Here is a 19052-nt window from a genome sequence, read left to right as displayed (position 1 = left end):
CTGATCAAGACCTTCCATGGGTCGGCTCATGCGCGAAGGCGCCCCCGTCCCGAGGGGCACCAGGTCCCCCCTCGCCGTTGAGGGCGTCGCCCGACATCACGCATACCGTGCTCACGAAAGCGACGTACAGGACCGTTGTGGCGTATCGAGTGTCCCAGTGGGGCGGCAGGATGCTCCACGGGCATCCACATGATGATCCCCGCGTGCCGCGTACGGAAGGGCCGCCGCTGCCCCGCCCCAGGCCGGTTCCGGGCAGAATCGGCGGGCTTGCGGCGAGGTCGCGTGTCATTCGAAGTGGTGAACCTCACAAGGGCGCACGGATGACTGTGAGGTCCGCCCTCAGTTCTCGCGCGGGCCGCGCAGCATCCACAGGCCCGCCGCCGACGCGAGCACGACCACGCCCGAGACGACACTCAGGGCAATGTGCAGCCCTTCCTGTTCCACCATGAAGTTCAGCGAGACGTTCGCGACGAGTGCGACGAGGAGCATGGTCCAGAGCAGCGGCTTCACGGGTTCCTCCAGGAGGTCGGGCGGCTGTGCCGGGCCCCTGCCCGGCTGTGTCCCCCATCCTTCCGGCGCACGGACCCGGGCACGAGGGACCGGGCTCCCGGACCGGTGGTGTAGCAGGCTGCACCACGGCGCAGGCGGCCACGATGCCCGCAGGTGTGCGGTCCGGGCCCGCGGTGACGGGCTATCAGACATGATTCCGTCATGACGACATCACGGGGGTACCGCAAGGGCCGCGATCCCCATACTCCGTACAGACAACCGCCGTTGGGCGCCGGGCCACTGCTCGGTTACGGGCAGCCTGGGCCCTCGTACGTCCCCGGGCGGGCGGAGCGGCCCGCGCCGGGGACACCGCCCCGGGCGGGTGAGATGCGCCGGTATCTCGCCGTGGGGCTCGACTGCTACCTCTGCCTGCTCACCAGCGGCTTACTCGTCCGGCCGTACGTGGACTCGGCGGCCGTTCCCCGGGTCGTCGGGCTGCTGATCGGGCCGGTGCTCGTCGTCTCGTTCCTCAACCAGGTGGTGCTCACCGCAATCGCGGGTGCGGGAGCGGGAAAGCTGATCATGGGGATACGGGTGGTGAGCGTGCCGGACGTGGGGCGGCCGGGCCCCGTACGGCTGGTGCGGCGCTGGCTGTACGGGCTGTGCTGGCTGCCGCTGCAGCCCTGGTACGGGCTGCGCGCCCGGCCGGCCGGAAGCGGTCCGGCTCCGAGAACGGCCTGCGAGGAAGGCGCCGCGTACAGCGACCTGGCCGGCCTCCGCCAGGTCCGCCGCTCCGATCTGGTGGCGCACCGCAGGGCCGTGGCGGCCGGGCGGGCGGCCGGCTGAGGGCCGCCGGACGGCGTAGGGAACCTCGGTCCTGCTGACTGGCTGCCGGACGGCGTGGGGGACCTGGCCCGGGCGAACTGGCCCGCCGGGCGGCACGTGGGTCCCGGCCCCGCGAACCGGCCGCCGGACAGCGTGTGGCCCCCGGACCCCGCGAACCGGCCGGCCCGGCGGCCCTTGGGTCGCTGGGCCGCCGGGCCGCCGGGCCGCCGGGCCCGTGGGTCGCCGGGCCCGTGGGTCGCCGGGCCCGTGGGTCGCCGGGCCCCAGTGTCGCCGGGTCAGGCCGCGGCGTTCTCCGTGATGGTGACCTTGCCCTTGCGGATGGTCGCCAGGCGCGGGGCCCTGCGGGCGATCGCGCTGTCGTGGGTGACCATGATGAAGGTCAGCCCGTGCTCCTTCCACAGGGTCTCCAGCACCTCCATGATCTCGTCGCGCATGGACTCGTCGAGGTTGCCGGTGGGCTCGTCGGCGAGCAGCACCTTGGGCTGCTTGACCAGGGCCCTGGCGATCGCGACGCGCTGCTGCTGGCCGCCGGACATCTCGCTGGGGAGGTGGGCGAGGCGTTCGCCGAGCCCGACCGAGTCGAGTGCCTCGGCCGCTCTTCTGCGGCGCTCGGACGTCTTGACGCCGAGCGGGACGAGAGCGGTCTCGACGTTCTCCTGGGCGGTGAGCGTGGGGATGAGGTTGAAGCTCTGGAAGACGAAGCCGATGTTCTCGGCGCGCACCTTGGTGAGCTTGGCCTCGCTGAGCTTCGCGAGGTCCACCCCGTCGAGCTCGACGCTGCCGGCGGTGGGGCGGTCCAGGCCGCCGAGCATCTGCAGCAGCGTGGACTTGCCGCCGCCGGTCGGGCCCTGGATGACCAGGCGGCCGCCGTCCTCGATGGTCAGGTCGACGCCGGCGAGCGCGTGGACGGTGGACTTGCCGCGTGTGTACTGCTTGGTGACGCCTTGAAGCGTGTACATGGGTCAGCTCCTGCTGGGCGGTGATCGCGGATCCCGGGCGACCGCCTCGGGGGGCGCCCGTGGACCGGGGATCGCTGGGGGACGGGGTACGGGATGCCCGGTCGCCGGTCATCCCGTGCGGGCTACTCGACGCGGCGCAGTGCGTCGGCGGGGCGCAGCCGGGACGCGCGCCAGCCGCCGAAGGCGCCCGCGATCAGCCCGCCCGCCACGGCCAGGCCGACGGCCATCAGGATGACGGAGAGGGAGACGGGTGCGGTCAGCGCGATGTCGAGCGCCTTGGACGCGGTCTGCCGGCCGGGGCCGCCCATGCCGCCGCCGCGTCCCGCGCCGCCGCCCGTGGAGCCGAGCTGAGCGGTGAGGGTGGGGCTGACGGCGGTGACGGCGTAGGCGCCGGCCAGGCCGATCGCGATGCCGAGGACGCCGCCCATCAGGCCGTTGACGAGGGCCTCGCCGATGACCTGACGGGTGACCCGGCCGCTCTTCCAGCCGAGTGCCTTGAGCGTGCCGAACTCCCGTACGCGGCGGCTGACCGCGGAGGACGTGAGGAGTCCGGCCACCAGGAAGGCGGCGATGAGCACGGCGATGGAGAGCCACTTGCCGACGCTGGAGGCCAGGTCGGACGCGGTGGACAGGGAGCCGGACACGGTGTCCGCGAGGTCGGCGGAGGTGGTGACCGTGGTGCCCGTGATGTTCTTCTGGATCGTGGCCTTGACGCTGTCGATCTGCTGCGAGTCGGCGGCCTTGACGTAGACCGTGGTGACCTTGTCCTTCGAGTCGGCGAGGGTCTGCGCCTGCTGGAGCGGGATGTAGAGGTTCGCGGCCGCGTCACCGCTCTCGGCCGTCGAGACGCCGACGATCGAGAACTTGGTCCCGTGGATCGTGACCGTCTTGCCGGTCGAGAGTTCCTTCTCCTTCGCGTACGCGGCGTCGACGACCGCCACCTTCGCGTTGGTCTCGGTCGTCTTGAACGTACGTCCGGTGGTGATCTTCGACGAGGTGAGCGGGCCGAGGTCCTGCTTGGTGACGTCGGTGCCGTACACGGTGTAGGAGTTGACGTCGAAGGAGGCTCCGCCGCCCTGCACCTCGCCCTGCGGCTGGGTGCTGCCGCCGCCGGGGCCGCCGCGTCCGCCGCCTCCGGCCGTGGCGCTCTCGTCCTGCTTGAACTCGCCGCGCTTGAACTGGCCGTCCACCTTCATGACGGTCAGGCTCAGCCCGCCGACGGCGTCGGCGACGCCGGTCTGCTTGCCCACCTTGTCGACCGTGGTGGCGGCCAGGCTCTGGAAGCCCTGGACCATGACCCGGTCGGTGCTCTGCGTCGCGTCGTCGTCGCCGTCCTTGGCGTCGAACTCGAACCTGGGGCGCTCCGTGCCGGAGCCCGGGGCCGCGGCGGCCTTGGTGACGGTCATGTCCGTGCCGAGGCCGTACAGCGATTGAAGGACCTTGTCCTGGGCCTTGCTCATGCCCGAGGAGACCGAGCTGACGATGATGACGAGCGCAATGCCGAGGGCGAGCCCCGAGGCGACGACGAGCGCCGCCTTTCTGCGGCGGCGCAGCTCGCGCCGGAGGTAGGTGAAGAACATGGCGCGAGGCTAGGGACCGCTTGTGATGGTGGGTTAAGGCCACGATGAGAGCGGGATGAGAACGGTCCGGAAACGCCGCGGGCGGCGGCTCCGGGATCCGTGGGGATCGCGGAGCCGCCGCCTGCGGCGTACGGGGCGGGGGTGCGGCCGGCTCAGGCCTGGGAGCCCGCCGTCCACTCGGCCCAGCTCATGTTCCAGCCGTTGAGGCCGTTGTCGGGCTTGATGGTCGCGTCCGGGGAGTTCTTGACGATGACCACGTCGCCGATCATGGAGTTGTTGTAGAACCAGGCGCCGGGGGCGTTGGGGTCGCCTGCGCCCTTGGCGTCGGCGAGGCCGACGCAGCCGTGGCTGGTGTTGGCGGAGCCGAAGATCGACTTGGCGCCCCAGTAGTTGCCGTGGATGAAGGTGCCCGACGTGGACAGCCGCATGGCGTGCGGCACGTCCTTGATGTCGTACTCACCCTTGCCGTCGTCGTCGGTGAAGCCGACCGTCGAACCGTCCATCCGGGTCTCCTTGAACTTCTCGGAGATCACCATCTGGCCGTTGTACGTCGGGTTGTCCGACGAACCGGCCGAGATCGGGATGGTCTTGATCGTCTTGCCGTTCTGGGTGACGGTCATCGTGTGCGTCTTGGCGTCCACCGTCGACACCTGGTTGCGGCCGATCTTGAAGGTGACCGTCTTCTGCTGCACGCCGTAGACGCCGTCCGCGCCCTCGACGCCGTCCAGCGCCAGCTTCAGCGTGACGGTGGAGCCGCCCGTCCAGTAGTCCTCGGGGCGCAGGTCCAGCCGCTGGGAGTTGAACCAGTGGCCGGCGACCTGCTGGCCGCTGCTGGACGTCACGGTGATGCCGGCCTGGACGGCCTTCTGGTCCGTGATCGGCTTGTTGAAGTTGATCGAGACGGGCATGCCGACGCCGACGGTGGAGCCGTCCTCGGGGGTGAAGTTCCCGATGAAGCTGTTGGCGGGCGACACGGTGGTGAACGAGGAGTTCTCGTGCGCCTCGCGGCCCTTCGAGTCCTGCGCCGTCGCGTTGATCTTGTAGGTGGTCGAACGCTCCAGCTGCGCGTCCGGCTTCCAGCTGGTGCCGTCGGCGGACAGGGTGCCCTTGACGCTCTCACCGGCCGCCGTGGTCATCGTGACGACGGTCAGCTTGCCCTGGGTGACGGTGACCTTGGCGGCGTTGTTGATGCTCGCGTTGGTCGCGCCGTTCTTCGGCGAGATCGCTATCTGCGCCTCGGAGGCCTCCTCGGCCGCCGCCTTGTCGACCTCGGCCGCCTGTGACTTCTTCGAGCTGTCGGGGCTGGGGCCGCCCTTGTCGCCGCCGTCGCTGCAGGCCGAAAGCACCAGCACGCCGCCGAGCAGTGCGGACGCGGCCATGAGGCCCTTGCGCCGTTTGCTGTCCGTCATCACACGCTTCTCCATCGTTGCCGAAATCCCCGAAAAACCCCGCGCCGGCCCGTCGGCCGGCAATCCCCGTCAATGCTCCAAGAACACCTTGAACAGGTGTCCCGTTCCATATCCGGTTCGGATGTGGGGAACACCACTCATCGACGCGGTGGCGGCAGCGGTGGTTCCCGCTGTTCGTCACCTGGGTACCAGCCGGTGCACGACCCGGTTGTACCGCACGTCCGCGATCCGGATCCACCGGCCGCTCACGCGCACCGGCCCCGGTCCGCCGAAGCGGGCCGGGGCCGGTGTTCCCACCTGCTAGGCCCGCCGCTCCGTGCTGCCGCGCTTGTCGTCCTTCTCCCCATTGTGCGGGACGCCGGAAGTGCTCCGGTCGCCGTCGCCCTCTTCCGCTTCCTCGTCGGCGTAGTCGTCCCCGTCCTCGTCCTGGCCGTCGTCGAGGTCCCATCCGTCCGGGTCCTCCGGGTCGTAGTCGATGGTCTCGCTGCTCCAGGAGGCCTGGGTCAGCTCGACCCCGGGAACCTCGCTGACCAGGTCGAACGGGTCGATCAGCGAGGCAAGGGCCTCCGCACCGTCTTCCCGTACGGCGGCCTCGGCATGCGTGCGTTCTTCGGCGGACTCCCCGCCGGGCTCGCCGTACTCCGCGGCGAGGCTTTCCAGGGCGGTTCCGCTCAGGGCTTCGGGGTCCGTGATCTCCAACACCATTTCGACACGAAGGCGAACGAATCGTGATGACTCAGAAGTACTCATGAGGCGGAGCGTAAGCCGCCTGCCGCCATGGCTTTCCCGCGACCCGCTGCGTTCATTAGCATCGGTGCAACAGGCCTGAGGGGACCCGGCATTCGGGAAGCCCTCGTACGTACGGCTGCCCCGAGGGGGATCGATTCCGTGGCTATCACCCGCCGCCCGCTCCTGACCGCCACCGCTGCGGGAACGCTGCTCTGCGCCCTGTGGTTCGTGCCGTCCGCCAACGCGGGCGACGCGGCCACGGCCCCGGGCTCGGCGGGCCGCAGCGCCGCCGTCACCGGGCCACAGACGGACACCGGCTCGCTCGCCGACACCGGGACGGGCATCGACACGACGCCGTACCTCATCGGCGGGATGGCGTTCCTGGGGATCGGAGCGGGCTTCGTGACCTACTCGGGCCGGCGCGGAGGCCCGCGACCGGCCGTGTGACCGGATCGCGGAGGCGGCCACCGGGCGGACCCGGTGGCCGCCTCGGCGCAGGTCGTACGGTCAGGCCAGCGGCCCCGTGACCGGCTCGACCGCCGCGACGAGCTTGCCCGCCCGGACGAAGGCGTCCGCCGCGGCCAGGTCCGGCGACAGGAAGCGGTCCGGTCCCGGACCCTCGACGCCCGCCGCCCGCAGCGCCTCGATGGCCGCGAGCGAGGCCGGGGCCGGGGTCAGTCCCTGCGCGGCGCGCAGTTCGACGGCGCGGGTCGCCGCGTAGAGCTCGACGGCCACGATCCGAGCGAGGTTGTCGACGGCGGTACGGAGCTTGCGCGCGGCCGACCAGCCCATCGAGACGTGGTCCTCCTGCATCGCGGAGGACGGGATCGAGTCGGCGGAGGCCGGGACGGCGAGCCGCTTCATCTCGCTGACCAGGGCGGCCTGCGTGTACTGGGCGATCATCAGGCCGGAGTCGACACCGGCGTCGTCGGCGAGGAACGGCGGCAGGCCGTGCGAACGGTTCTTGTCCAGCAGCCGGTCGGTGCGGCGCTCGGCGATCGAGCCGAGGTCGGCGGCGACGATCGCCAGGAAGTCCAGGACGTACGCGACCGGTGCCCCGTGGAAGTTCCCGTTGGACTCGACCCGACCGTCCGGGAGGACGACGGGGTTGTCGACCGAGGACGCCAGTTCGCGGTCGGCGACGGTCGCGGCGTACGCGAGTGTGTCGCGGCCCGCGCCGTTGACCTGGGGCGCACAGCGCACGGAGTAGGCGTCCTGGACGCGCGGCGCGTCATCCTGGTGATGGCCGGTCAGACCCGAACCGGCCAGCACCCGCAGCATGTTGTCGGCGCTTGCGCCCTGGCCGGGGTGCGGGCGGATGGCGTGCAGTTCGGGGGCCAGGACCTTGTCCGTACCGAGCAGCGCCTCCAGGGAGAGGGCCGCGGTGATGTCGGCCGAGGTGTAGAGGCTGCGCAGGTCGGCGAGGGCCATCACGAGCATGCCGAGCATGCCGTCGGTGCCGTTGAGGAGGGCGAGGCCCTCCTTCTCGCGCAGCTCGACCGGAGTGATGCCATGGGCGGCGAGGAGCTCGCCGGCCGGGCGGACCGTCCCGTCGGGGCCCTCCGCGTCACCTTCACCCATCAGGGTCAGGGCGCAGTGCGAGAGCGGTGCCAGATCGCCGGAGCAGCCGAGGGAACCGTACTCGTGAACGACGGGTGTGATCCCGGCGTTGAGTACGTCGGCCATGGTCTGCGCGACCTCGGGCCGCACGCCCGTGTGGCCCGAGGCGACCGTCTTCAGCCGCAGGAACATCAGCGCCCTGACGACCTCGCGCTCGACCCGCGGGCCCATGCCGGCGGCGTGCGAGCGGACGATGTTGCGCTGGAGCTGCGCACGGAGCTCCGGGCTGATGTGGCGGCTGGCCAGGGCGCCGAATCCGGTGGAGACGCCGTAGACCGGCTCGGGCTTGGCGGCGAGCGCGTCCACGATCTCGCGGGCGGCGGCCAGGGCGCTCACCGCGGCGGCGGAGAGCTCGACACGGGCGTTGCCCCGGGCCACGGCGATGACGTCCTGAGCGCTGGTACCGGACGTCCCCACCACGACTGTATGCATATCCATATTCAGAAGCGTACGGATTGAAACCCTTCATGTCACTAGTGGTCCTCGGGGTGACCCCTTACCTCGTCCGTCGCTCCGGGGACCGCTCCCCGCAGCCGGCGGCGGTCGTGGGCGGCTTTCGGCGGGGAGTCGGCCAGCCGGATGACCTCGCCGTCACGCCCCGCCACCACGGGCTTCGTGGAGCGTGCCGCCTTCGCCCGGTACTGGGCCGCGTCCGCGAGCCGGAAGAGCCGCCGGGCGGAGACCACCGGTCCGATCGGGTCCCCCGTGGACGCGATCCCGCAGGCGACCCCGTTGCCGAACTCCAGCTCGGCGGCGCGCTCGCAGAGCTCCGTGGCCACCGCGATCACCTCGTCCGCCCCGGGACCCAGGGCCAGCAGACAGAACTCGTCCCCGCCGAGCCGGGCCGCGAGCGCTCCGGGCAGCATGGCCCCGCACCGTGACAGCACGGAGCCGAAACGTTCCAGCAGACGGTCGCCGACGGCGTGCCCGTGCGTGTCGTTGACCCACTTGAGGCCGTTGAGATCGCAGACCACCAGGCTCACCACCGAGCCGTCCTCCCGGTGCCGCTCCACCGCCTCGTCCAGCCGCATGTCGACGGCCCGCCGGTTGGCGAGGCCGGTCAGCGGATCGGTGAAGGCGAGCTTGCGCACCTCCTCCAGGCGCTCCGTCTGGGAGATCCCGGCGGCCACGACGGCCGCCAGGACCGTGGCGAAGTCCGCGTCCCGGCGGTCGAACACCGGCTCCCCCGACGGCCGCGCCACATAGAGCTCGCCCCAGGCCCGCCCGTGCAGCACGATCGGCGCGACGACACAGCAGCCACGCCCGCGCCGGCGCAGCGCGGCCACCCGCTGATGGCAGTAGCCGCGCCGGTAACCATGCGCACCCGACACATCCGCACCCCCCGCACCGGCGTCCCCGGGCTCCGGCTCCACCGGACCGTCGGCGGTCTCCACCCAGGCGTCCGGCTCACCGCCCCCGGCCCACCGCTCGTGCAGGAACTCGGTGATCTCCGGGAACTGGTGCACGGGGTACGTCTCCTCGTCGGGGAACTCCTCCTCCCCGTCCGCCCGCTCGCCCGCGTTGACCAGGACCCGCAGCCGTCCGCGCCCGCGCTCCCAGACCGACAACGCGGCGAAACTGCCGCCCAGCGCCTCGCACGCCCCCAGCGCCGCCGCCCGCCAGCACCCCCGAGGGGTGTGCGCCGCCGCCATCGCCTGCGCAAGCGAAACCACGGCCCGCAGCCGCGCATCGTCACCACCCATCGCACCAGCTTATGTAGATTTGCGATGATTTGATCAGTTTGCGACCTTCCTTGGACACGGTGCGTCGCACCGCGAGTGCGCGGAGTCACCCACCGGTCACTCCCCGGGCCAGTTCGGCTTCCGCTTCTCGTTGAACGCGGCCACGCCCTCCGCCCGGTCGCCGGAGAAGGCCACCGAACGCCAGGCGGCGTCCTCGACCTCCAGGCCGGCCCGCAGATCGAGCCCGTGGCCGAGCCGCAGGGCCCGCTTGGCCGCGCGCAGCCCCACCGGGGAGTTCGCGGCGATCCGGCCGGCGAGCGCCAGCGCCTCGGTCCGGTCCTGACCGTCCGCGACCAGCTCGTCGACCAGGCCCAGCTCCCGCGCCTCGGCCGCCTCCACCCGGCGCGCGGTGAAGATCAGCTCCGCGGCGCGCGCGGCCCCGATCCGGCGCGGCAGCAGCTGGGTGCCGCCGCCGCCCGGGATGACCCCGACCGACACCTCCGGCAGACCGACCAGGGCGGTCCGGTCGGCCACGATCAGATCGCAGGACAGGGCCAGCTCGAACCCGCCGCCCAGCGCGAAGCCGTGCACCGCGGCGATCGTCGGCATGGGCAGTTCCAGCACCCCGGTGTAGGCGGCGCGCGCGGTGGGCCGCTGGCGCACCAGGTCGGCGTCCGTGAAGGAGTTGCGCTCCTTGAGGTCCGCGCCCACGCAGAAGGCCCGCTCGTGGCTGGAGGTGAGGACGGTGACCCGGACGTCCGGGTCGGCGGCGAGCGCGGCACAGGCGGCGGCGATCGAGCGGGCCATGTCCGTGGACACCGCGTTCATGGCCCTGGGCCGGTCCAGGACCAGCTCGGCGACATGGTCCAGCCCCTCGTGGCCCCGTACGACGACGAACTCCCCGAACCGCTGCTCGGACGTGACGGTCATGACTGCACCCCTGTATCGGTTAACGAGCGTTACCGGAGGGATCCTAGAGCTCTCCCGGGGCGGGAGGTCAGGGGGCGGCCGGGACGGGCCGGCCGGAAGGTCAGGAAGTGCTCGGTCGGGCCGGCCGCGACACCAGGCAGCGGTCGGGCGGTGGTCAGGACGTGCCGCGACGGGCCAGCAGCCACGGTTCGACGATGCCGAGACCACGCACCGGGCGCTGCCACATCGGCTGCAGCCCGTAGCGGTACTTGGGCACGGGAGCCGGTTCCCCGCCGTCCGCGCTCTCCTTCGCCGCAGCCGCCTCCTCCGCGGCCCGGGCCTCGGAGACCGGAGCGTCGCCGGTCCGGGTCAGCTCCTCGGCGAACGCCCCGTCCACCAGGACGGCGTCCTTCGGCGCTATCGACGTCAGCCGGCTGGCGAGGTTCACCGTGGTGCCGAAGACATCGCCCATCCGGGTGGTGACGGTGCCGAACGCGATGCCGACGCGCAGCGCCGGCATCGTCTCGTCCAGGGTCATCGCCTCGATGAGGCGCAGCGCGATCTCGGAGGCCGTGCCGGCGTCGTCGGCGGCGAAGAGCACCTCGTCGCCGAGGGTCTTGATGAGCCGGCCGCCGTGCGCGGCCACGAGGTCGGCGCAGGTGGTCTCGAAGGACTCGACGAGCTCGCCGAGCTCCTCCTCCTCCAGCCGGCGGGTCAGCCGGGTGAACCCGACGAGGTCGGCGAAGCCGACGGCCAGGCGCCGGTCGACCATCTCCTCGTCGTCCGCGGCCTGCACGACCCGGCCGGTGGCGGCGGCGAGCTGGCGCCGCCACACGTAGACCAGGAACTCCTCCAGCTCCGGCAGGAGCAGTTCGATCAGGGGGTACGTGACCTCGGTGCGGGTCATTCCGGGCTCGGGCGGCTCGGTGAGGCCCTCCAGGAACGAATCGATCTGCCATTCCGCCAGCCGGGCGGTGGTCTGCCCGGTCGACCGGGCCACCTGGATCGCCATCGGCTCGCTGAGCAGCCCCGCCTCGACGAGACCGGAGAGCCGCCGCAGCGCCAGGACGTCGGCCTCGGTCAGCGCCTTGGCCTGGCCGATGTCGGCGAACCCCATGGCCCGCCAGAACCGGGACGCCAGGTCCATGGAGACGCCCGCGGTCCGGGCGGCCTGGAACGGGGTGTAGCGCCGGTCGGCGCCCAGGATCAGCTGTTCCAGCCGGATCGCGAGCGGGTCGTCGGTCGGTTCGGCCGTGTGGTCGACGTCGTGATGCGGTGTCGCGTGGACCGAGGAGTCCGGCGAGGGCTCATCGCCCGCTCCGGAGGTCGTGTCGTCGACGGTCACCAGCCGCCTCCTGCCCGTTCCCTGCGCACTGCCCTGCCGATCTGTCGGTGGATCGCCTCAACGATACGGCAGGTGTGCCCTACCTCACGTCGCCGAGGCGTTACCCGACGGGTCGGGGCGTGCGTGCCGCTCGGACCGCCTCTCAGGTCAGTCCACCCTCCGCGCCGCGCAGGTGCACGATGTCGCCCGCGGAGACCGGCTCGCGCAGACCCTCGCCCGAGGACAGGACCAGCCGGCCGTCCCCGTCGATCGCCACCGCCTCGCCGGTGAGCGTGCGGTCGCCGGGCAGCTGGGCCCGTACCGTCCGGCCGAGCGTGGCGCAGCCCGCCGCGTAGGCCTCCTGGAGGCCGCTGGCCGCCGCGTCGCCGTCGGCCGCGCGCCACTGCCCGTACCACTGCTCCAGTGAGCGCAGTACGCCCCGCAGCAGCGTTTCCCGGTCGGTGGAGACCGCTCCGGCGAGGGCGAGCGAGGCGGCGGTGGGGGCGGGCAGTTCGTCGGCGCGCAGGGAGACGTTGAGGCCGATACCGATGACGACGCCGTCACCGGCCCGCTCGGCGAGGATGCCGCCCGTCTTGCGCTCCTGGCCGGATGAGGTCTCCCCCGGACGGAGCTCGTCGGAGTCCTCGGGGATGGTGACCAGCAGGTCGTTGGGCCATTTCAGTGCCGTGTCGACGCCGGCCGACCGCGCCAGGCCGGTCGCCACGGCGACCCCCGCCAGGAGCGGCAGCCAGCCCCATCGCTGGACGGGGACGGGGCCCGGCGTCAGATAGACCGAGAAGAACAGGCCGGAGCGGGCCGGGGCGGTCCAGGTGCGGTCCAGCCGGCCGCGCCCGGCGGTCTGCTCCTCGGCGACCAGGACGGCACCCTCGGTGAGGGAGCCCGCGCGCCCCGCGAGGTCGGAGTTGGTCGAACCGGTGCTGTCGACGACGTCGAGCGAGGTCCACAGCCCGTCCGGCCGCAGCAGTCCGCGGCGCAGCGCGGGAACGTTCAGGGGCGGCCGGTCCAGGTCCGACCAACGGCTCTGTGGCGCATCCGAGGGTGTCATGCAAGCCACCCTAGGTGTGTCAAACGACGCACTGCCGAACGGTATCCGCGCCGATACGCTACGGATCAGTAGCCGTACAGCGCTGCGGGCCGTCAGCCGTTCATCCGCTGATCAGCAGCACCGTCGTCCCCGTGACCAGGCAGGGAGCCGCCACCCGATGTCCGAGCCGGAAGAGATCGACATCCACACCACCGCGGGCAAGCTCGCGGACCTGCAGCGCCGTATCGACGAGGCGACCCACGCGGGTTCCGCGCGCGCGGTGGAGAAGCAGCACGCGAAGGGCAAGCTGACCGCGCGTGAGCGCGTCGACCTCCTGCTCGACGAGGGTTCCTTCGTGGAACTGGACGAATTCGCCCGGCACCGCTCGACGAACTTCGGCATCGAGAAGAACCGGCCGTACGGGGACGGTGTCGTCACCGGGTACGGCACGGTCGACGGCCGCCCCGTCTGCGTGTACTCGCAGGACTTCACCATCTTCGGCGGCTCGCTCGGCGAGGTCTACGGTGAGAAGATCGTCAAGGTGATGGACTTCGCGCTGAAGACCGGCTGTCCGGTCATCGGCATCAACGACGGCGGCGGCGCCCGCATCCAGGAGGGTGTCGCGGCGCTGGGCCTCTTCGCGGAGATCTTCCGCCGCAACGTGCACGCCTCGGGTGTGATCCCGCAGATCTCGCTGATCGTCGGACCGTGCGCGGGCGGCGCGGTCTACTCCCCCGCGATCACCGACTTCACGGTCATGGTCGACCAGACCTCGCACATGTTCATCACCGGGCCCGACGTCATCAAGACGGTCACCGGCGAGGACGTCGGCTTCGAGGAGCTCGGCGGCGCCCGTACGCACAACACCACCTCGGGTGTGGCGCACCACATGGCGGGCGACGAGAAGGACGCCATCGAGTACGTCAAGTCGCTGCTCTCCTACCTCCCGTCGAACAATCTCTCCGAGGCCCCGGCCTTCCCGGAGGAGGCGGACCTGGCGGTCAGCGACGAGGACCGCGAGCTCGACACGCTCATCCCGGACTCGGCGAACCAGCCGTACGACATGCACACCGCGATCGAGCACGTGCTGGACGACGGCGAATTCCTGGAGACCCAGGCCCTGTTCGCGCCGAACATCCTCACCGGCTTCGGCCGCGTCGAGGGCTACCCGGTCGGCATCGTCGCCAACCAGCCGATGCAGTTCGCCGGCTGCCTGGACATCAACGCGAGCGAGAAGGCGGCCCGGTTCGTCCGCACGTGCGACGCGTTCAACGTGCCCGTGCTGACCTTCGTCGACGTCCCGGGCTTCCTGCCGGGTGTCGACCAGGAGTACGGCGGCATCATCCGCCGGGGCGCCAAGCTGATCTACGCGTACGCCGAGGCGACCGTCCCGCTGATCACGGTGATCACCCGCAAGGCGTTCGGCGGCGCCTACGACGTCATGGGCTCCAAGCACCTGGGCGCCGACATCAACGTCGCCTGGCCGACCGCGCAGATCGCGGTCATGGGCGCGCAGGGCGCCGTCAACATCCTGCACCGCCGCACGATCGCCGCCGCGGAGGACCAGGACGCGACCCGTGCCGAGCTGATGGCGGACTACGAGGACGCGCTCCTCAACCCGTACGTGGCGGCCGAGCGCGGCTACGTGGACGCGGTGATCATGCCGCACGAGACCCGCGCCCAGGTGGTCAAGGGTCTGCGGCAGCTGCGCACCAAGCGGGAGTCGCTGCCCCCGAAGAAGCACGGCAACATCCCCCTCTAGAAAGGGTCCTGGCCATGATCAAGGTCGTACGGGGCAACCCGACCCCGGAGGAGCTGGCCGCCGCTCTGGCGGTGGTGCAGGCGCGCGCGGCGGCGGCGTCCGCCGTGTCGTCCGGCGCGCCGGAACTGCCCGCGCACTGGTCCGACCCGGGCCGGCTGGCCCGGCGCGGCCGCCAGCTGCCGGGACCGCGCGCCTGGGCGCGTACGTACTGGCCCGGGTAGGGCGACACCTCCGCGACGCGTGGGGCGGTGGTTGAGTACGCGTACTCAGGCGCCGCCACCGTTCGCACCGCAGGATCGGATCATGCTGTGGTCCGATCCCGAGAACAAACCGCCGAAGGAACTGCGCGACGCCCAGGACATGCTCCGGCGCGCGGGCCTCGTGCTCGCGCTGGCCATGGTGATCGCGATGTTCGTCCTGGGCGCCCGCTGACACCGTCTCCGGCGGGTACGGCTCATTTGTACGATGGCCCGCATGACTGACCCCGCGCCCCGCCGCCTCGTACTCGCCTCCGCCTCGCCCGCCCGTCTCGCCCTGCTGCGGCAGGCCGGGTTCGCCCCCGAGGTGATCGTCAGCGGGGTCGACGAGGACGCGCTGAGCGCCCCGACCCCGGCGGAGCTCGCGCTCGTCCTGGCCGAGGCCAAGGCCGGGGTGGTGGCCGGGCTGCCGCAGGCCGCCGGGGCCCTGGTCATCGGATGCGACTCGGTGCTCGAACTGGACGGCCTGGCGCTCGGCAAGCCGGCCGACGCCGAGGAGGCCACGGCCCGCTGGAAGTCCATGCGAGGGCGCTCCGGGGTCCTGCGGACCGGCCACTGCCTGACCGACACCGCGAGCGGACGCACCGCCTCCGCGACCGCGTCCACGACGGTCCGTTTCGGCGAGCCCTCGGACGCCGAGATCGCCGCCTACGTGGCCTCCGGCGAACCGCTGCACGTCGCGGGCGCCTTCACCCTCGACGGGCGCTCGGCGCCGTTCGTCGACTCCATCGACGGCGACCCGGGCAATGTCATCGGTCTCTCGCTGCCGTTGCTGCGCCGGCTGCTGGGCGAGCTGGGGATCCAGGTCACCGACCTCTGGGTCTGAGCGGCCCGGATCAGGCCGGCGCCGGCGCCGCCGGCTGCTCGGGCTCGGCACCGGCGGCCGGTTCACCGTCGGCGGGGCCGTACGCCACCAGGGTCAGCACGATCAGTCCGAGCACCACCATCATGAGGGCGAACGCCGCCCAGCCCACCAGGCCGACCGTCAGCGCGCCCAGCACGCCGTGCACGACCGCGCAGCCGATGAGCACGATCCGGGCGGCACGGCCCGGGGCCCGGTCGCGGATGCCGGCCACCAGGAGCAGCACGCCGCAGAGCACCAGGAACAGTCCCGAGACGCCGCCCAGCGCCCAGGTCCCCTTGGACATGACACCGGGATCGGTGCCGGCCAGGGACATGTCCTGGTTCTTCACGACCGTTCCCAGGACGACGTTGATGATCACGATGCCCACGGCTTCCGCGAACAGCACGAGCGCGGCTATGAAAGCCACCGGCCTGCGCACCACGGCGCTCACCCCCTGTTACCTGCAGTACGTCCGACAGCGCGGACCCTACTAACGGGTAATCCTTCGGACAAGGGGTTCGGCGGCCCCCTACCCGCACTCGTACGCCCCCACTTCGCGCCCCCTTGTCCGCGCCCAGGTGCGTCGCGCAAAGAATCACGCGCCCGTTAGTAGGAAGTCCACAAAGAAACACCGGGAGTCGGTGCCCGTGCCGACAGAGACCTGGACCACACCTCGTGGCTACTGTGCGGTCATGGTTCCCGGCGTACCGTGGTGCCACAAGGGATTTCGCGACTCGAGCAAGCCTCGAATCACACTCCGTGTGGGCAAGCTCACCAGTGGGGACGGGTCGTAGGACCGTGTCGGTTGTCCCTAAACTCAGCTTGTTTCAAGGAGGGAGCCATCGTGCGCAAGGTGCTCATCGCCAACCGTGGCGAAATTGCTGTCCGTGTTGCCCGTGCCTGCCGGGACGCGGGAATCGGGAGCGTGGCCGTCTACGCGGACCCGGACCGCGACGCTCTGCATGTGCGTGCGGCCGACGAGGCATTCGCTCTGGGCGGTGACACCCCGGCCGCCAGCTACCTGGACATGGCCAAGGTGCTCCAGGCGGCCAAGGACTCCGGGGCGGACGCGATCCACCCGGGTTACGGCTTCCTCTCGGAGAACGCCGAGTTCGCCCAGGCCGTGCTCGACGCCGGTCTCACGTGGATCGGCCCGCCGCCGCAGGCGATCCGGGACCTCGGTGACAAGGTCGCCGCCCGGCACATCGCCCAGCGCGCCGGCGCCCCGCTCGTCGCGGGCACCCCCGACCCGGTCGAGGGTTCCGCCGAGGTCGTGGCCTTCGCGAAGGAGCACGGGCTGCCGATCGCGATCAAGGCCGCGTTCGGCGGTGGCGGACGCGGGCTGAAGGTCGCGCGCACGCTGGAGGAGATCCCGGAGCTGTACGACTCCGCCGTCCGTGAGGCCGTCGCCGCGTTCGGGCGCGGGGAGTGCTTCGTGGAGCGCTACCTCGACAAGCCGCGGCACGTGGAGACCCAGTGCCTGGCCGACACCCACGGCAACGTGGTCGTCGTCTCCACCCGTGACTGCTCGCTCCAGCGCCGCCACCAGAAGCTGGTCGAGGAGGCGCCCGCGCCCTTCCTCTCCGAGGCCCAGAACGCGGAGCTGTACGCGGCGTCCAAGGCGATCCTGAAGGAGGCCGGCTACGTCGGCGCCGGCACGGTCGAGTTCCTCGTCGGCACGGACGGCACGATCTCCTTCCTGGAGGTCAACACCCGCCTCCAGGTCGAGCACCCGGTCACCGAGGAGGTCACCGGCCTCGACCTCGTACGCGAGATGTTCCGCATCGCCGACGGCGAGGAGCTCGGTTACGACGACCCGGCCGTCCGCGGTCACTCCTTCGAGTTCCGCATCAACGGCGAGGACCCGGGCCGCGGCTTCCTGCCCGCCCCCGGCACCGTCACCGTGTTCGCACCGCCGACCGGCCCCGGCGTCCGCCTCGACGCGGGCGTGGAGTCCGGCTCGGTCATCGGCCCGGCCTGGGACTCCCTGCTCGCCAAGCTGATCGTGACCGGCGCGACACGTGAGCAGGCGCTCCAGCGCGCGGCCCGCGCCCTGGCCGAGTTCAACGTCGAGGGCATGGCCACCGCCATCCCCTTCCACCGCGCGGTCGTCGTCGACCCCGCGTTCACGTCCGACCCGTTCCGCATCCACACCCGCTGGATCGAGACGGAGTTCGTCAACGAGATCAAGCCGTTCGCCGCGCCGGCCGACACGGAGGCGGACGAGGAGTCCGGCCGCGAGACGGTCGTCGTCGAGGTCGGCGGCAAGCGCCTGGAGGTCTCGCTGCCCTCCTCGCTCGGCATGAGCCTGGCCCGCACGGGACTCGCGGCGGGCGCCAAGCCCAAGCGCCGCGCGGCGAAGAAGTCCGGCTCGGCCGTCTCCGGCGACACCCTCGCCTCCCCGATGCAGGGCACCATCGTGAAGATCGCGGTGGAAGAGGGCCAGGAGGTCAAGGAGGGCGACCTGATCGTCGTCCTGGAGGCCATGAAGATGGAACAGCCGCTCAACGCGCACCGCGCCGGCACCATCAAGGGCCTGGCCGCCGAGGTCGGCAGCTCGGTCTCCTCCGGCGCCGTCATCTGCGAGATCAAGGACTGACCCGCACGGCAGCCGTTCCCACCTGTTCCACCGGCGCCCCGCTCATGTCGTAGGACGTGACCGGGGCGCCGGTCATTGCGGGGAACGAGCCGCCCGTTCAGCGTTACGGAGGGCACCTCCGGTTAGCCGGTGGCATCCTGGACCCCGGGGCGGACACAGGGAGGACTGCGCAATGGCGATCAGTACGGCAGGGACAGCGGTCCGCACGCCGGACCGGCCCATGCGCGCCGACGCGCGCCGCAACTACGACCGGCTGCTCACCGAGGCCCGCGACTCCTTCGCCGAGCACGGCACGGACGCCTCCCTGGAGGACGTCGCGCGTCGGGCGGGCGTCGGCATCGGCACCCTGTACCGGCACTTCCCGACCCGTCACGCGCTGATGAGCGCGGTCTTCCAGGAGGCCGTGGCCGCCCTGATCGCCCGCTCCCGCGAACTGGCCGGGGCGGAGCAGCCGTGCACCGGCCTGGTGGAGTGGCTGGGCGCGCTCATCACTCATGCGGGTGAGTACCGGGGGCTGGCCCAGGCACTCATGTCGACGTGCCGGGACGAGACCTCGGCCCTGTCGCCGTGCAACGTGCCGTTGCGCGAGGCGGGTTCGGTGCTGCTGGCCCGGGCGCAGTCGAGCGGGGCGGTACGGGCCGAGGTGTCCATCGACGACCTGATGCAGCTGACGAACGCGATCGCGCTGGCCGCGGAGCAGTCACCGGACGATCCGGCACTGGCGGAGCGGTTGCTGACGCTGACGTTGCGGGGCCGGCCCGCCCATCCAGCCTTGCCCCGTCCCGATCCGGGCCCAGGGTGCCGCTCTCGGGGTTGCCCGTCTTGGTCCGGGCTTGGGGGCCGCTCTTGGCGTTGCCTGGTGTCATCCGGGCTCGGGTGCCGCCCTCGGCGTTGCCCGTCTCGATCCGGGCTCTGGGGGCCGCTCTCAGTGTTGCCCGTCTCGATCCCGGCTCGTGGGGCCGCTCTCAGCCCCGCCGGCGTTTGAGGCGCGGGGACCG

At 71.7% G+C, this 19052-nt stretch carries 18 protein-coding genes and 1 pseudogene; 8 read left to right on the top strand and 11 right to left on the bottom strand.

The features are described 5' to 3' along the window. Positions 1-339: 339 nt before the first annotated feature. Positions 340-510, bottom strand: a complete 171-nt coding sequence (locus EAO72_RS42260; protein WP_187285287.1) for a hypothetical protein — start codon at positions 508-510, stop codon at positions 340-342. Positions 511-711: 201 nt separating this feature from the next. On the opposite strand from EAO72_RS42260, the gene EAO72_RS31015 reads away from it, so the two are divergent. Beyond that, a complete protein-coding gene (locus EAO72_RS31015) occupies positions 712-1335 on the top strand; it encodes an RDD family protein (protein ID WP_315986318.1) in 624 nt (207 codons plus the stop codon). Between the two features lie 275 nt (positions 1336-1610). On the opposite strand, the gene EAO72_RS31010 is transcribed toward EAO72_RS31015, so the two are convergent. From EAO72_RS31010 to EAO72_RS30995, 4 genes are all read right to left on the bottom strand, one after another. Next, a complete protein-coding gene (locus EAO72_RS31010) occupies positions 1611-2294 on the bottom strand; it encodes an ABC transporter ATP-binding protein (RefSeq protein WP_148020400.1) in 684 nt (227 codons plus the stop codon). A 122-nt stretch (positions 2295-2416) separates the two neighbouring features. Next, on the bottom strand, positions 2417-3874 hold the full coding sequence (locus EAO72_RS31005) for an ABC transporter permease (RefSeq protein ID WP_148020399.1): 1458 nt from the start codon (positions 3872-3874) through the stop codon (positions 2417-2419). Positions 3875-4026: 152 nt separating this feature from the next. After that, the gene (locus tag EAO72_RS31000; protein WP_148020398.1) at positions 4027-5298 is read right to left on the bottom strand and encodes a L,D-transpeptidase; all 1272 of its coding nucleotides are present in this window, start codon (positions 5296-5298) and stop codon (positions 4027-4029) included. A gap of 285 nt (positions 5299-5583) precedes the next feature. Continuing rightward, positions 5584-5988: a hypothetical protein gene (locus tag EAO72_RS30995; protein WP_261991679.1), complete on the bottom strand. Its 405-nt coding sequence runs from the start codon at positions 5986-5988 to the stop codon at positions 5584-5586. A 183-nt stretch (positions 5989-6171) separates the two neighbouring features. Between EAO72_RS30995 and EAO72_RS30990 the strand changes: the two genes are divergently transcribed. Further along, a complete protein-coding gene (locus EAO72_RS30990; RefSeq protein ID WP_148020396.1) occupies positions 6172-6459 on the top strand; it encodes an LPXTG cell wall anchor domain-containing protein in 288 nt (95 codons plus the stop codon). Positions 6460-6519: 60 nt separating this feature from the next. Here EAO72_RS30990 and hutH read toward each other — a convergent pair whose 3' ends face one another. The 5 genes from hutH to EAO72_RS30965 form a co-directional block, all read right to left on the bottom strand. Beyond that, the gene (gene hutH / locus EAO72_RS30985; RefSeq protein WP_148020395.1) at positions 6520-8070 is read right to left on the bottom strand and encodes a histidine ammonia-lyase; all 1551 of its coding nucleotides are present in this window, start codon (positions 8068-8070) and stop codon (positions 6520-6522) included. A 35-nt stretch (positions 8071-8105) separates the two neighbouring features. Continuing rightward, positions 8106-9335, bottom strand: coding sequence for a GGDEF domain-containing protein (locus EAO72_RS30980; protein ID WP_148020394.1), 1230 nt, complete (start codon positions 9333-9335; stop codon positions 8106-8108). 96 nt (positions 9336-9431) lie between these two features. After that, the gene (locus EAO72_RS30975) at positions 9432-10244 is read right to left on the bottom strand and encodes an enoyl-CoA hydratase/isomerase family protein (RefSeq protein WP_148020393.1); all 813 of its coding nucleotides are present in this window, start codon (positions 10242-10244) and stop codon (positions 9432-9434) included. 154 nt (positions 10245-10398) lie between these two features. Next, a complete protein-coding gene (locus EAO72_RS30970; RefSeq protein ID WP_148020392.1) occupies positions 10399-11568 on the bottom strand; it encodes an adenylate/guanylate cyclase domain-containing protein in 1170 nt (389 codons plus the stop codon). A gap of 142 nt (positions 11569-11710) precedes the next feature. Further along, positions 11711-12613 (bottom strand): biotin--[acetyl-CoA-carboxylase] ligase, encoded by a 903-nt coding sequence (locus EAO72_RS30965; protein ID WP_148020391.1) that lies wholly within the window; start codon positions 12611-12613, stop codon positions 11711-11713. Positions 12614-12770: 157 nt separating this feature from the next. Here EAO72_RS30965 and EAO72_RS30960 point away from each other — a divergent pair, with 157 nt between their 5' ends. The 4 genes from EAO72_RS30960 to EAO72_RS30950 all read left to right on the top strand — a co-directional run bounded on the left by EAO72_RS30960 (position 12771) and on the right by EAO72_RS30950 (position 15437). Then, positions 12771-14354 (top strand): acyl-CoA carboxylase subunit beta, encoded by a 1584-nt coding sequence (locus EAO72_RS30960; protein WP_148020390.1) that lies wholly within the window; start codon positions 12771-12773, stop codon positions 14352-14354. Between the two features lie 14 nt (positions 14355-14368). Further along, entirely contained in the window at positions 14369-14575 is a 207-nt protein-coding gene (locus tag EAO72_RS30955) for an acyl-CoA carboxylase epsilon subunit (protein WP_148020389.1), read from the top strand. Positions 14576-14657: 82 nt separating this feature from the next. Then, the gene (mmpB, locus tag EAO72_RS43435) at positions 14658-14786 is read left to right on the top strand and encodes a morphogenic membrane protein MmpB (protein WP_261991678.1); all 129 of its coding nucleotides are present in this window, start codon (positions 14658-14660) and stop codon (positions 14784-14786) included. A gap of 33 nt (positions 14787-14819) precedes the next feature. Then, positions 14820-15437: a Maf family protein gene (locus tag EAO72_RS30950; RefSeq protein WP_148020388.1), complete on the top strand. Its 618-nt coding sequence runs from the start codon at positions 14820-14822 to the stop codon at positions 15435-15437. Between the two features lie 10 nt (positions 15438-15447). Here the strand turns inward: EAO72_RS30950 and EAO72_RS30945 are convergent, their stop codons facing one another. Continuing rightward, positions 15448-15906: a hypothetical protein gene (locus EAO72_RS30945; RefSeq protein WP_148020387.1), complete on the bottom strand. Its 459-nt coding sequence runs from the start codon at positions 15904-15906 to the stop codon at positions 15448-15450. A 393-nt stretch (positions 15907-16299) separates the two neighbouring features. Between EAO72_RS30945 and EAO72_RS30940 the strand changes: the two genes are divergently transcribed. Both EAO72_RS30940 and EAO72_RS30935 read left to right on the top strand, forming a co-directional pair. Beyond that, a complete protein-coding gene (locus EAO72_RS30940) occupies positions 16300-18054 on the top strand; it encodes an acetyl/propionyl/methylcrotonyl-CoA carboxylase subunit alpha (protein WP_148020386.1) in 1755 nt (584 codons plus the stop codon). 172 nt (positions 18055-18226) lie between these two features. Next, a pseudogene (locus EAO72_RS30935) lies at positions 18227-18826 on the top strand (TetR/AcrR family transcriptional regulator); the annotation flags it as partial. Positions 18827-19052: the final 226 nt, after the last annotated feature.

The sequence above is a fragment of the Streptomyces sp. OR43 genome (genome assembly GCF_008042275.1).
GTDB lineage: Bacteria > Actinomycetota > Actinomycetes > Streptomycetales > Streptomycetaceae > Streptomyces.
Note: the sequence above shows the minus strand (reverse complement) of the source record. Positions and strands in the feature narration are given on the sequence as shown.